Consider the following 12,892-nt stretch of genomic DNA (forward strand, 5'->3'; position numbering starts at 1 on the left):
GACAGGCATCAAGCGCGCGGCATTTCGGCCTCTGGCATTTACCCAGCCTGAAACCGGCCGGCGAACAGGCAAGTTGATTTAACACCCTCAAGTTTCACAAATATCGCTGTTTTGCTGCAAATTGCAACAGAGGTTTCAAGCTGAGCTAAGGCTCTTCCTGAAAAACGGTGCTGCTTCGCAGACAGCCGCATTCATTGTTTTATATAAAAATTTACAAATGTGCTGTATCAACCGCCCTGCTGAAAACATCGGTTGAATCAGGTTTGATGATTGAAGGGGCAAGACGGCTTGTAACCAACATGGGCGGCCGCCGATTGAGGCGCGGCAAGGGCCGGCGTATAAAAGCGCGCATCGCGAATGAATGGCGCGTTTTCCAAGACTTTCTTCGTGATGACCGGGCGTTCAAATTTCAGGGCGCTTTGGAACCAACCAGAGGAGAACACAATATGTCCGATCCTGTAGGGCCGGTTTTTGCCGGTGGCTTCGAAGAGTTTGTCATTCAGGACGAAGCAGGGGAGGGGCATACGCTGCTTTTCCTGCCGGATCGCAACAACGATGCATTGCAGCGCGAGCGCAAGGCCCCCGTCTTTTATTACATTCCGGAAAAAGTCCGGCTGGCGCGCAACGCCGCCAACAACGATTTCAAGTTCCGCCACATTCACTTCGTCGGCGTGTTTGACGAAAGCACCGCCGGCATTGAAAAAGGAGAGACTTCTGGCGGCGTGCTGTCGCTGACGACCACGTCGCGCTTTCCTCCCAGCGTGCTGAAGCAGGCCGAAGCCCAGATTCTTGAACGCTTCAGCGGACGCAACGACAAGTATTGGGGACTGCGCACCCGCATCGCCCCGCAGATCCGGATTGCGCCCATCACCTCCAACCAGACCGTCATCTCCAGCCTGGCGCCCGATGCTTCCGGCGCCACGCCGAACATCGGCGCCGGTGCCGGCGGCGGTGTGGCCAACCCTGTCAGCACCCCCACGCCCACCGGCGGCGGCGAGCCCGGCGCGCCCGAGGGGCCGCGCAGCCGCGACTTCATGCAGCTGGGCAACCGCTCGGCCTGGGCGCCAGTGCCCCACGGCCGCGAGTTTCGCGGCACGCAGCTTGACGCCTGGGCCTGGCGCATCCAGGGCAGCGGCCCCGGCTCGATCACCGGCGGCGAGAATGCCTATGGCGGCGTGATCGGCCCGATTCCGAGCGAAATCGTCTGGGCCGGCTTTCATGGCACCTACAGCCCGCTGTTCGTGACGCAGAACCTGGTCATGCCGATGTGGTCGCAGCTCATGCGGGTGAAGATCACCGGCAGCTGGGACCGCATCTTCCAGCATTTCTCGGCCCATGTGAACGCCCGCTACCTGTGGTTCTCCGCCGACGTCAAGGCCGAGTTCAACAACCTGCGGATCAAGGGCGACATCAAGGTCGAGGTCGATATCGACGGCACCATGCCGGGCGCGCAGGAAATGGAGAAGATGATCAACCAGCGCATCGACATGATCGTGCAGCAGTTCACCGAGCAGGCCAAGAAGGTGATTTTTGACCCGCCCCCTCCGCAGGTCGAGCCGGCCCAGGCATCGACTTCGGGCGGCGGCATTTTCGGTTCCCTGTTCGGCTACGGCGCGGGCGTGGCGCTGAAGTTCCGGCGCGACGAGACCCAGCTCAACCTGGCCTATGAAGAGACGCGCTACTTCCGCTACAACCAGCCGCACACGATTTCCAGTTCGCTCGAAGGCTTCTACAACGAGATCAAGAACGATCCCAAGGCCGAGGGCAAGTACTTCCAGCGCCTGGTGCTGGGCGAACTCAGCCGCAAGCTGTTCCGCATCGTCAAGCCGGTGGTCAACTGGCCTGACAAGGCCCGGAACTGGGCCGGCGAGCCGGTGGCCTTCGTCTCGGCGCAGGTCGGTTATCCCGATTCACGCGGCTCGATTGCCTGGAAGCCCGCCACCTTCCAGAAGAGCGATTCGCCCGACATCACCTTCCGCCCGGTCTGGATTCAGTGGCGCAAGGGCGAAGTCTCGAATCCGCCCGCCGCCTGGGAGCCCGATGCCACCTACATGAAGCGCAAGATCCACCTGCTGGAGCCGCCGACCGAAAGCGAGTTCCCCTTCTTTCACATTGATGTCGAACAGAATGTGATTGACCTGGACCCCGGCGCCAACGGCACGCTGTCGAACGACAACATCATGGAAGCCCGCGCCGACTCGGCCGGAACCCTGGACGTGGGGCCGGTCGCGCTAAGCGTCGAACTCCAGTCAACGGCCGAGATTGTCGAGGTGGAAATGCGCGCCAAGGGCCAGCGTGCCGACGGCAAGAACCGCGCCGACAAGGTCACGCGCTTTCGCTTCATTTCGGCCGACCAGATGGAGCCGCGCTTCTGGCGCATCTACACCGGCCAGGCCGACTTCAAGACCGACTACCAGTACCGCGTCAATGTCACGGTGCGCGGCACCCTGACGAGCAAGGGGCAGGCCTGGACCGGCCCGTGGGAGAACGCCATCGGCAACGGCGCGATCATGATCAACGTGCCGATGGCCGACGACCCCGGCGTGACCAAGCGGGCCCTGACGCAGCGCGAAATGTTCTCGGACACCCTGGTGCGCGCCGCCGAGGGCCTGGATACCGGCGCTGGCGGGACAGGCGCAGAAACGGTGACGCCTCCGAGCATCCCGGAAACGGTCACCACCGGCGGCGGCGTGCCGCCACCGCCTCCCGGGGCAACCCCCGTGGTCCAGCCTCCCGTGGCTGTGCCCGGGCAACCCGTGTCAGCGACGACGCAGCCGCCGCCTTCGGGACAACCGGTTCCGCCGCGTGAACGGCCGGTCACCAGTGAAGTCAGTGGCTACCGGGTGGGCGCCGATTCCGTGGATGGTTTCCGGGAAGACGACTATGAGTCGGCCAGTCGGGCGCGCCAGAGCGGCGGCGCCAAGGGCCGGGGCGCATCGCGCCAGCCGGTGTCCACCGGCACCGGCCAGGATCCGGAAGGCTGGGTCAATACCTGAGCTGACAACCTGACCCCAAACGGCGCCGGGCAGGGCGATTGAACCGCCTGCCCGGCCCTTGCTGAATATTTAGGATGTGGAAAAGTAGTAACTTCCCGTTCGTCATTCCCGCGAAGGCGGGAATCCAGCAACACGGGCTGAAACGTTCAAACGAGTCTGGATACCCGCCTTCGCGGGTATGACGCAGGAAAGTTATTGCTGACCGCATCCTTACCTTGCCGGGAGGTCCATGGCCATGTCATCAATCCTCAGCCCTTCGCCCTTGCGCGAGCCGATGCCGCAGAAGGCATCGGACGAGCGGGCAGCGGAGCCAATACCGGGGCCGGTGCGGCTGCCCGAACGCGAAGGCAGCGCCTTGCGGCTCGGCGTTCTGGAGATTCCGCGCCTGGTGCGCGGAAAAACCTCGCCCAAATTCTCGCTGGTCTTGCTGCTTTCGCGCGCGCCGGCTGCCGGTGAAGACTCGATCCGGCCGCTGCTCATGTCGGGCTACCTGGGCATGGAGCTGGACTACCGGGCGCCGGCAACCGAGACCGGGCAGCAGCCCCAGGCCCGGCCGATTTTTGCGCGCCAGGCCAGGGTGTCGCTGCATTCGCCGGGCCAGCCGGCCTTTGCCGTGGCCAGCCTCAGCGCGCCGCTGCTGCGCGGTGCGCTGCACACGCCGCTCACGCGCGACCAGACCCTGGCGGTGCTCGATGCGCTCAACGGCGAACCGGGCACGCAGGAGGGCGGGCTGGAGCTGAAGGCGCATATTGAATACCGCGCCGCCGCGCCTGCCGCCGGCTTCGCGCTCAACCTGAGTCCCGCCGAGTTGTGGGACAAGCTCAAGGCGGTTGCCGTTGATGGCGCGCTGTCGGAGGAATCCTTCCTGCAGGTTTTCGGGCAGCTGAATCTGCCTCCGGATACTTTTGCCGCATTTCGCCAGGCCTGCAATGGCCTGCTGGTTCCGGGCCCGGACGGCGCCTTGCTGGGTCGCCGCCCGGCACCGGGCTCAACTTGCCTGAATGGAGAAGGGCAGCCCGACACCCTGCGCCAGCTGGACGTAGCCTGTTCCCTGCAGGCGGTGCTGGGCAATGCCCTGAGCCCCGCCGACCGGGCCGCCTGCCTCAGCGTCGTCGGCCCTTCGGGGAATCTTGAAGGCGGCCCGCTGCTTGAAACCCTGACGCGCAGCAGTTCGCGCTCGACCCGGGGTGCTGTCGGCATGGGCGCCATGCTGGCCGGCAGCAAGGTTCAAACCGTTGCCGCGACCCTGCGGCCTTCGGTGCGTCCCTCGGCCACCTCGCACCTGCTCGCAACGCAGGCCATCCGCATCCAGCAGCCCGTTGCCACCACCGCCACCGTTTCAACCCCGGCCGTGGCGCAGGTCGCGCACTTCATGCTGCCTGAAGCCGTGTTCCTGAGGCCCGAGCTGATCGCCGTTTCGCTGCCGATCCTTAGCGACCTGAATGCACCGCTGCTTAGCGACAAGACCAATCCCAATTTGCGCTGGTATCTGCCGGCCATCGCCCTGGTGCGGCCCGCGCCGAACGAAGCGCCCGACACCAGCGCGTTTCTGTTTGAGTTCGAGCGCATCGGCACGAGTGAATCGGGCCGGCCGGCGATCCGCGCCAAGCTGCGCTTCACGCTGGATCTGTCCCGCCCTGCGGCCGCCAGCGCCGCGCTGGCTGTCAATACCAGTCTCACGGCGCGCATGATCGAGCCGGTCGAACCCTCGGTCACCTTGAGCGTTCCCTACATCGACGAGGCCTCGGGCGTGCTCAAGCGCGCTTCCTGCCGGGGCGTCGTCACGCGCTCCGGCAGCCGGCTGCTGGTCACGGTGGAACTGCTGAACGACGCGGCCCGCACCGCCTACGGCTCGCTGTCCACGGCGGACTTTCAAAGCGAAGCCGCGCGGCTCGACGTGGCGTTCCAGTTTTCCGGCTACGCACCGGTTTTCAACCGGCCGCAACTGGTGCTGGGCGGCAAGATATCGAGTGCCGTGCTGCTCGCGAAATCGCGCGACGATGCCGACAGCATCCTGGTTTCCTCGGGCGGGCGCGAGTTCGTGGTCCGGCCCGCCTCGGCGCACCTGGTGACGCAAAACCTCACGCTGGCAGGGCGCATCAGCACCTCGACCGCCGCCATTGCCCTGCCTTCAAAGATTCAATACGCCCTGCGCAGCACGATCCGGCAGCAATCGCTCGATGCGTTTTTCTCCTGCGCCGAACTGGGCGCCTTCTACCGCGAAAAGCAGGCGGCGGCCACGGTGTCCATCGGCTGCGCGGAGGCCTATCGCCTGGGCCAGGCCTCTTCCCAGACTTACCAGGAAGTGGTCGCGCTGAACCGGCCGTCCTACCGCGTGTTTCGCAATCTCCGGCAGCCGGGCCGGTTTCTGCTGGTTCCGCTGGCCTATGAAATCACGCGCCACGCGCCCGGCACGCCGGACCGTGAATACCGCCCGGCGCTGATCGTCTATGCCGCGCTGGACGCCGAGCGGCCCGAAAACAACCGCATCCGCTTTGAAGCCATGCTCGGTCCGGCGCTGTCGCCCTACGCGGTCGAAGACTTGCGCCGCCGGCTGCTGCTAGAGGCCGCCAGCCCGGTGCTGGAGCTGCCCAACATGCTGGCCCAGCGCACCGAATTCAGCTGGAACCTGACCTCGACGCCGCCGGTCGAAGCGGTGACTTCGGCCACGCCCGAATGCCTGCACACCGCGCTGGCGACCGACCTGGCCAGCGCCTTGCTGCTCAAGACGCTGATCCAGAACACCGGCTTGAGCGGCGCCGCCCGCTTCACCCTGGAAGACGGCAGCGTGGTCACTTCGGCGCTGTCGGTGCATCTGCGCCGCATCACCGGCCCGTGGCTGCAAGGCCCGGTCACGCTGCAGCCCAAGGGCGCCACGCTGCAGCTGACGAATCGCATCGAGGGCTCGATGGCGGTCAAGGATGTGTACCTGTTCAGCGGCTCGGCCGAGCCCGTGCGCGTTCCCGTCGAGGCCACGCTGGCGCCCGGCGCATCGCTCGACGTGGCCGCGCCCGGCGCCTACACCGCAGCCTATGCCGACGCCGACCCGCTGGCCGACGGCAACCCGACCTTTGAAGAGGTCCGGGCCATGATCGAGGAGATCGAGTGCAATGTGGTGTTCCTCGATGTCGTCAATTATGAAAACCACGGCCTCACGCGGCTCGACATTGACGCGCGCCTGCGGGATGTCCCGGGCGTCTTCCGGGTCGGCATGGAAAGCCGCCGGGGCGCGGTCAACTTCTTGCTGCCGCTGACGGTTTACCTGGCGGCGCGCATCGTTGAATTTCGGCTCACCAAGGTTTTTGCCGGCAAGCCCGATGAAGCGCTTCCCTGGAGGGCCTGGGACATGGAGGCCAACAGCAACATCGTCACGATCACCTCGGAAATGATTTCCACCTAACCGAAGACAACCCAAGAGGAGAGTTCAAATGGCCAAAGGAATTGCTGTCAACATCGGGCTGAATTTTGTCAACCCGGCCGCTTACAACGGATGGAACGGAGAGTTGGCGGGTTGCATCAACGACGCCCGCGACATGAACCAGATCGCGACGCAGCTCGGTTATGCCGCCACCTTGATGACCGACGCCGAGGCGTCGGCTTCCGAGGTGACACGCGTCATCGGCCAGGCGGCCCGCCAGCTGGCGGCGGGGGATATCTGCCTGGTGACCTACTCCGGGCACGGCTCTCAGATCAACGACGTGACCGGCGACGAGCCCGACGGCAAGGACGAAACCTGGGTGCTCTGGGACCGCCAACTGCTCGACGATGAACTGAACGGCCTGTGGTCCAGCTTCGAGGCCGGCGTGCGCATTTTCGTGCTGTCCGACAGTTGCCACAGCGGAACGGTTGCGCGCGTGATGAGCTTCCAGCAAAAGTTCAAGAGCGCGGAATTCGCCGCGCAGTACGACCGCCCGGTGAATGCGCCGCCGCGCGTTCGCGCCGCCGATCCGGCCGCCGTCCAGGCCAACTACCTGGCCAACCGGAGCAACTACGAGGTCAGCCAATGGACGCACCGGGCGTCGGTCAACGCCAGCGTGACCCTGATTTCGGGCTGCCAGGACAACCAGTTGTCGTCCGACGGCGACGCCAACGGCTTGTTCACGCAGCGCCTGAAGGAAGTCTGGAACGGCGGCGCTTTCAGCGGCAGCTATGCGCAGTTCCATTCGGCCATCGTCGCCCGCATGCCTTCGGATCAGACGCCCAACCTGTTCCGCACCGGCGTCGGCAACCTGGCTTTCGAGGCCGAGAAGCCGTTCACGATTGGCACCGGCAGCGCCGGCGGCACGGGGGCTGGCGGCGGCCTGTCGATCTCGGGGCCGTCGTCGTTCGCCAATGGCACAACGCCGCTCACCTTCTCGGTGTCCGTGCCTTCAGGCCATTACTTTGCCGTGGAAATCGCCACCGATGCCAGCCTGTTCAACAGCACGGCCAACGGCGCGCAGCGCAACGACAGCAATTTCTACGCATCCTGGAAGGTCAGCCCGTTCCGCCAGGGCAGCTCCTTCATGATGCCGCTGGATGCCTGGAACCGCCTGCGGCAGGGGGCCTCAAGGCTTTACTACCGCCTCTGGTGCACCAGCAGCCCGACCAGCTGGGTGAACTACCAGGTCACGACCAGCGATAGCAACGCGCAGTCCGCCCCCAGCGTTGCCCTGGTCGCGCAAACCCAGCCCGGCAGCGGCGGTGGTGATGCCGGCGTGCCCGCCATCACCGCGCCCACCGCTTTTCCGGCCAACGGCGCGGCGCCCCGCTTCCAGGTCAACCCGGGGGCTGGCCGTTATTACGCCGTCGAGGTTTCGACCAACAGCTGGTACTTCACCGACCAGTACAGCGCGCAGCGCAACGACAATAATTTCTACGGCTCGTGGAAAGTCACGCCCTTCCAGTCTTCGGCGCTGTATCCGGCGGCCTACACGCTGCCGGCTGAAGTGTGGAGCCGGCTGCGCGACAACGCCACGAATGGCCGGCTCTACTACCGCATGTGGTGGACCGAGTCGCCCACGCAATGGGTCGGGTATGGCTGCACGACGCCCAACAGTTCGGGCCAGAACGCACCGAGCTTTGCGCTCTCGCGGGAGTTTGACATGGATGCGCTGGCCCAATCGGGCGGTAGCAAGTAAGGCACAAGGGCTGCTGCGAGTCCGTATTTCTCCTTCCCCCAAAGGCGGGAAGGCGCAAATCGGGGATGCTGAGCAGTTACGAAGTTATCCAATCAGCGCCACTGCCTTGATCTGCACCCAGACCGGCTTGCCCGGCGCCAAGCCCAGTTCAACCGCTGAGCGCCTTGTCAGGCGGGCCAGCAAGGGCGAGGGGCCGATAGCCAGCCGCGTCAGCGACAAGGCTGGGTGGCTGTCATTGGCCAGTTCGCCGACGGTGGCGGGCAGGCAGTTCTGGATGCTGGTGCCGGTGACTTTTTCCAGCGCAATGCTCACGTCGCGCGCCAGGATGCGGATGCGCACCGCAGCACCGATGGCCTGGCCGCCGTCGCGGACCCACAGGCTGCCGCCCGCGAACGTCACCCGCGCCAGGTGCCAGGCTGCATCGCGCTCGGCCACCACCGCATCGAGCACCACGCCCGCATCCTCGCCCAGGCGAATCGGCAGGTCGAGGCGGGCCAGCGTTTCGGTCAATGGCCCGCTGGCAATCGCGCGGCCCGCATCCATGACCACGATGTGATCGGCCAGCCGCGCCACTTCGTCTGGCGCGTGGGTGACGTAGATGACCGGAATGTCCAGCTCGCCGTGCAGCCGCTCCAGGTAGGGCATGAATTCGTTCTTGCGCGCCAGGTCCAGCGCGGCCAGCGGCTCGTCCATCAGCAGCAGGCGCGGGCTGGTCAGCAGCGCCCGGGCAATCGCGACGCGCTGGCGCTCGCCGCCCGACAGCCCGGCGGGCTTGCGCTCCAGCAGGTGGACTATGCCCAGCAGTTCGATGGCGCGGTCAAACTCGACGCGCCGCGCCGCCTCGTCAATGCGCGACTGGCCGTACTGCAGGTTGCGGCGGATCGACAGGTGCGCAAACAGGTTGGCCTCCTGAAACACATAGCCCAGCGGCCGCTGATGCACCGGCACAAAGGTGGCGCCGTCCTGCCAGGCGTCGCCGTTGACGATGAGGCGGCCGGATTGAGCCCGGCTCAGGCCCGCCATGCAGCGCAGCAGCGTCGTCTTGCCGCAGCCGGACGGCCCGAACAGGGCGGTCACGCCGTGGCCGGGAAGTTCAAGATCCACGTCCAGCGAAAAGCCGGGGTAGGCCAGTTCAAATTTTGCCTGGATGGTCATGCTCAGCGGTTCCAGCCCCGGCTGTAGAGCACCAGCAGTACCAGGAAAGAAAAGCAGAGCATGCCGCCTGCCAGCCAGTGGGCGCTGGCGTATTCGAGCGCTTCGACGTGGTTGTAGATCGCCATCGACAGCACTTGCGTCTTGCCCGGAATGTTGCCGCCAATCATCAGCACCACGCCAAACTCGCCGACGGTGTGGGCAAAGCCGAGCACGGCGGCGGTGATGAAGCCGGGCCGCGCCAGCGGCAGCGCCACGGTCAGGAACGCATCGAGCGGCGATGCCCGCAGCGTGGCGGCGGCTTCCATCGGCTGCTCGCCGATGGCGGCAAAGGCCTGCTGCAGCGGCTGGATCACAAACGGCATCGAATAAATGACCGACGCCACCACCAGCCCGGCAAAGGTGAAGGGCAGCAGCCCCAGCCCCAGCGCCTGCGTGAGCCGCCCGCCCGGCCCCTCTGGCCCCAGCAGCACCAGCAGGTAAAAGCCGATGACGGCGGGTGGCAGCACCAGCGGCAGCGTGACGATGGCGCCCACCACGCTTTTGAGGCGCGAGCGCGAGCGCGCCAGCCACCAGGCAATCGGCGTGCCGATGATCAGCAGCAGCAGCGTGGTGAGGGCGGCGAGTTTGGCGGTCAGCGCAATCGCTGCCAGGTCGGAGGCTTGCATCGCTGGGGGATTCCTTGCTTAGGCCGTGAGCAGGAAAGTGACCTGCACGTCTTTGGGCGGGGCCGTGTAGGGTGCTGACGTGACCAGCAGGTCGGCGCCCGCTGCGACGTAGGCGGCGGCGTTGTCGGCGCGAACGCCGCCAGCGGCAGCCAGCAGCGGACGGCTAGGCGCAGGGAAGGCTTGCAGCGCCTCGCGGCAGGCTGCGACGGCCTCGGGCGTGAATTTTTCGAGCTGCAGCACGTCCGCGCCAGCTTGCGCCCAGCGCAGCGCCTCGCCGGGGTCGCCGACTTCGACGATGATTTTCTTTTCGGGCTGGGCGCGGCGCAATTGGGTGAGGGTCTGCGCCGGGGTGTCCTTGAGAAATAGCCGGTGCTCGGCGAACACCAGCAGGGTTTCCGACAACCCCAGCCGGTGCATGATGCCGCCGCCGGCCCGCACGGCCTTGATGGACATCGCCTTGGTGCCGGGCACGTTCTTGCGCGTGCAGGCCACGGCCACGCCGTTTGCTGCCGCGACGATGCCCGCCGTGGCGCTGGCGATGCCGCTGGCCCATTCGACCAGGTTCTGGGCGGTTTTCCAGGCCAGGTGCAGGCTGGCGGCCGAGCCTTGGGCTTCGAGGATCAGTTCGCCCGCGCCTGCGCGGCTGCCCGAGCGCATCAGCAGGCGCGCCTGGCTGCCTGCCAGCTCGAACAGGCGCAGCGCCTCTTCGCTGGCGCACACCGTCATCGTCTGGCGGGCGCGGAACTCCAGCTGCGCGGGCTGTTCGGCCAGCCCCAGGCTGTGCGTGGTCAGGTCGCCGCCGAGGATGTCATCGTCGAGCAGGCTGCAAAGTTGGATGTCGTTGAGGGCGCGCATGGGCTGGGTAGCTCGGTTTTAGTGGCGCGAGAACAGGTCGCGCAGCTTGCAAAGGCTCGTGGTGACGTCAAAGCGGGTATCGGGCAGGGCCTCGCCGGCCAGGATTTTGGCCAGCGCCGCGCGCGGATCGGTCTCGCCGGTCAGCAGCACCTGCGCATTCCATTTCTCCATGTGCCGGATGAAGCCGTCGCCCGCGCTGGCCGCCACCATGACTTCGATGCCGTGCAGCGGGTGCGGGCCGTCGTCCTGGAAGTGGTGCGGCAGCTGCTCCTTGCTGAGCTGGATACGCAGGGGCTCGGGCAGGGGCTGGCCGGGCAGGCAGTCGAAGACCAGCCAGTCGCGGCTCTGGCCCGCGTGGCCGGACACCTGCGTCCAGTGGTCTTTGGTGGCAATGGCGATTTTCATGGGGATAGGTTCGTAGGAAGGAGGGGTTTTGACCCGCCAAGCCATTTCCATGTCCGCCCTTACAGCTCGTAGCCGAAGGACTTGATGACGGCCCTGGCCTTGTCGCCCTTGAGGTATTTGACCAGCGCCTCGGCTGCCGGCTTGCCCTTGCCCTTGTCCAGAATCACCGCATCCTGGCGAATGGGCGGATACAGGCTGCTTGGCACCATCCACGCCGAGCCTTGGATTTTTCCGTCCTTCAGCACCTGCGACAGCGCGACGAAACCCAGCAGCGCATTGCCGCTGCTGATGAACTGGTGCGCCTGCGTGATGTTCTCGGCCATGACGATCTTGGGCTGCAGCGCGTCGTACACGCCCAGCGTCTTCATGGACTGCACGGCTGCCGCGCCGTAGGGCGCGAGCTTGGGGTTGGCCAGAGAAATATGGTCAAAGCCGCCATTTTTCAGCACTTCGCCCTTGCCATCGACCACGGCTGGCTTGGCCGACCAGAGCACCAGCTTGCCGATGGCGTAGGTGAACTGGCTGCCGGCGACGGCAGCGTTTTCCGTTGTCAGCCTGGCCGGGGTTTCGTCGTCGGCGGCGAGCAGCACTTCAAACGGCGCGCCGTTCTTGATCTGCGCGTAGAACTTGCCGGTCGAGCCGTAGGCGGCGACGACCTTGTGGCCGGTGGCCTTTTCAAAGTCGGCGGCGATTTTCTGCATCGGCGCGGTGAAGTTGGCCGCGACGGCGACCGAGACTTCATCGGCGTGCGCCTGGGCGGCAATGCCCGTCAAGGCGATCAGCAACAGGCAAAGGCGGCGGGATGGGTTCATGGCAAAAGCTCCTGGAGGTTGAGAGAAAAGAAAAAAGTCAGTCGATGGCGACGAGGAACACGCTGGGCGCCTTGAACACGGCGACGACCGGCAGGCCGACCACAAGGCCCAGCCGCTTCACACTTTCATCGGTGATGACGGCGGTCAGGACGTGACGCCCGCCGGGCAGGTTCACGGTGACTTCGGAGTTCACCGGCCCGGCATGGATGCGCGCCACGGTGCCCCGGAAGCGGTTGCGCGCCGAGATGCGGACTTCCTTGCTGTCGTCCTCGACCACCAGCACGATGGACGAGGCCTTGACAAAGGCCAGCACATCCTTGCCCAGCGCCAGCCCCAGGCTTTCGGCCGATTCGCGCGTGACGATGGCGGTCAGCACCAGTTGTGGGTCGAGCCGGATGCTCACCTCGACATCGACCACGCCTTCTTTCAGGGCGGTCACGGGTCCGGCAAACTGGTTGCGGGCGCTGGTTTTCATGGTCATCTTCCTTAGGACTTGCTGGAAATCGGCGGCGTCGGCGACACCGCTTTGCGTCAGGTTGTGGGTCAGTTTTTCAAGGGCGAGCTGGGATTCCTGCTCCAGCGCCCGGTAAAACGCAATCAGACGCCGGCCGAATGCGGTCAGCTCGGTGCCGCCGCCGCGCAGCCCGCCGGCCGAGCGATGCACCAGCGGCTGGGGTGCGACGTTGTTCATGTCGTCCACGGCGTCCCAGGCGGCCTTGTAGGACATCGGTACGGCCTTGGCGGCCTGCGAAATCGAGCCTTGCTGGTCAATCGCTTCGAGCAGCCGGATGCGCTTGTCGCCCAGGAAGTTGCCCATGGAGGTTTCAATCAGCAGCTTGCCTGTCAGCTTGGGGTGGGTTGGGGTCATGGGTTTTCTGGTTGGA

Annotated in this window: 10 protein-coding genes; 3 read left to right on the top strand and 7 right to left on the bottom strand. The window is 65.6% G+C overall.

The annotated features are described in order from the left end of the window. Positions 1-257: 257 nt before the first annotated feature. Positions 258-443, bottom strand: a complete 186-nt coding sequence (locus tag ABLV49_RS09780) for a hypothetical protein (RefSeq protein ID WP_349281391.1) — start codon at positions 441-443, stop codon at positions 258-260. 3 nt (positions 444-446) lie between these two features. Here ABLV49_RS09780 and ABLV49_RS09785 point away from each other — a divergent pair, with 3 nt between their 5' ends. The 3 genes from ABLV49_RS09785 to ABLV49_RS09795 all read left to right on the top strand — a co-directional run bounded on the left by ABLV49_RS09785 (position 447) and on the right by ABLV49_RS09795 (position 8,116). Continuing rightward, the gene (locus ABLV49_RS09785; RefSeq protein WP_349281392.1) at positions 447-2,996 is read left to right on the top strand and encodes a hypothetical protein; all 2,550 of its coding nucleotides are present in this window, start codon (positions 447-449) and stop codon (positions 2,994-2,996) included. Between the two features lie 235 nt (positions 2,997-3,231). Then, positions 3,232-6,396, top strand: coding sequence for a hypothetical protein (locus tag ABLV49_RS09790; RefSeq protein WP_349281393.1), 3,165 nt, complete (start codon positions 3,232-3,234; stop codon positions 6,394-6,396). A 28-nt stretch (positions 6,397-6,424) separates the two neighbouring features. Further along, positions 6,425-8,116 carry a caspase family protein gene (locus ABLV49_RS09795; protein ID WP_349281394.1) on the top strand — a complete coding sequence of 564 codons (1,692 nt, stop codon included), beginning with the start codon at positions 6,425-6,427 and terminating at the stop codon, positions 8,114-8,116. A gap of 84 nt (positions 8,117-8,200) precedes the next feature. Here ABLV49_RS09795 and modC read toward each other — a convergent pair whose 3' ends face one another. From modC to ABLV49_RS09825, 6 genes are read right to left on the bottom strand one after another with little or no spacing between them, the layout of a single operon-like run. Next, the gene (modC, locus tag ABLV49_RS09800; protein WP_349281395.1) at positions 8,201-9,271 is read right to left on the bottom strand and encodes a molybdenum ABC transporter ATP-binding protein; all 1,071 of its coding nucleotides are present in this window, start codon (positions 9,269-9,271) and stop codon (positions 8,201-8,203) included. 2 nt (positions 9,272-9,273) lie between these two features. Then, positions 9,274-9,936, bottom strand: a complete 663-nt coding sequence (modB, locus tag ABLV49_RS09805) for a molybdate ABC transporter permease subunit (RefSeq protein WP_349281396.1) — start codon at positions 9,934-9,936, stop codon at positions 9,274-9,276. Positions 9,937-9,954: 18 nt separating this feature from the next. Then, positions 9,955-10,791, bottom strand: coding sequence for a ModD protein (modD, locus tag ABLV49_RS09810; RefSeq protein ID WP_349281397.1), 837 nt, complete (start codon positions 10,789-10,791; stop codon positions 9,955-9,957). Positions 10,792-10,809: 18 nt separating this feature from the next. Then, positions 10,810-11,196, bottom strand: coding sequence for a NifB/NifX family molybdenum-iron cluster-binding protein (locus ABLV49_RS09815; RefSeq protein ID WP_349281398.1), 387 nt, complete (start codon positions 11,194-11,196; stop codon positions 10,810-10,812). 59 nt (positions 11,197-11,255) lie between these two features. After that, the gene (gene modA, locus ABLV49_RS09820) at positions 11,256-12,008 is read right to left on the bottom strand and encodes a molybdate ABC transporter substrate-binding protein (protein WP_349281399.1); all 753 of its coding nucleotides are present in this window, start codon (positions 12,006-12,008) and stop codon (positions 11,256-11,258) included. A gap of 37 nt (positions 12,009-12,045) precedes the next feature. Further along, positions 12,046-12,876 (bottom strand): TOBE domain-containing protein, encoded by an 831-nt coding sequence (locus ABLV49_RS09825; protein WP_349281400.1) that lies wholly within the window; start codon positions 12,874-12,876, stop codon positions 12,046-12,048. Positions 12,877-12,892: the final 16 nt, after the last annotated feature.

Source organism: Polaromonas hydrogenivorans (assembly GCF_040105105.1).
Lineage (GTDB): Bacteria > Pseudomonadota > Gammaproteobacteria > Burkholderiales > Burkholderiaceae_C > Polaromonas > Polaromonas hydrogenivorans.

Bases quoted from the DNA above. Each gene is read 5' to 3' on its own strand.
- modC (WP_349281395.1), bottom strand. From the start codon at position 9,271: ATGACCATCCAGGCAAAATTTGAACTGGCCTACCCCGGCTTTTCGCTG.
- ABLV49_RS09790 (WP_349281393.1), top strand. From the start codon at position 3,232: ATGTCATCAATCCTCAGCCCTTCGCCCTTGCGCGAGCCGATGCCGCAG.
- ABLV49_RS09815 (WP_349281398.1), bottom strand. From the start codon at position 11,196: ATGAAAATCGCCATTGCCACCAAAGACCACTGGACGCAGGTGTCCGGC.
- modA (WP_349281399.1), bottom strand. From the start codon at position 12,008: ATGAACCCATCCCGCCGCCTTTGCCTGTTGCTGATCGCCTTGACGGGC.
- ABLV49_RS09785 (WP_349281392.1), top strand. From the start codon at position 447: ATGTCCGATCCTGTAGGGCCGGTTTTTGCCGGTGGCTTCGAAGAGTTT.
- ABLV49_RS09825 (WP_349281400.1), bottom strand. From the start codon at position 12,876: ATGACCCCAACCCACCCCAAGCTGACAGGCAAGCTGCTGATTGAAACC.
- ABLV49_RS09795 (WP_349281394.1), top strand. From the start codon at position 6,425: ATGGCCAAAGGAATTGCTGTCAACATCGGGCTGAATTTTGTCAACCCG.
- modD (WP_349281397.1), bottom strand. From the start codon at position 10,791: ATGCGCGCCCTCAACGACATCCAACTTTGCAGCCTGCTCGACGATGAC.
- modB (WP_349281396.1), bottom strand. From the start codon at position 9,936: ATGCAAGCCTCCGACCTGGCAGCGATTGCGCTGACCGCCAAACTCGCC.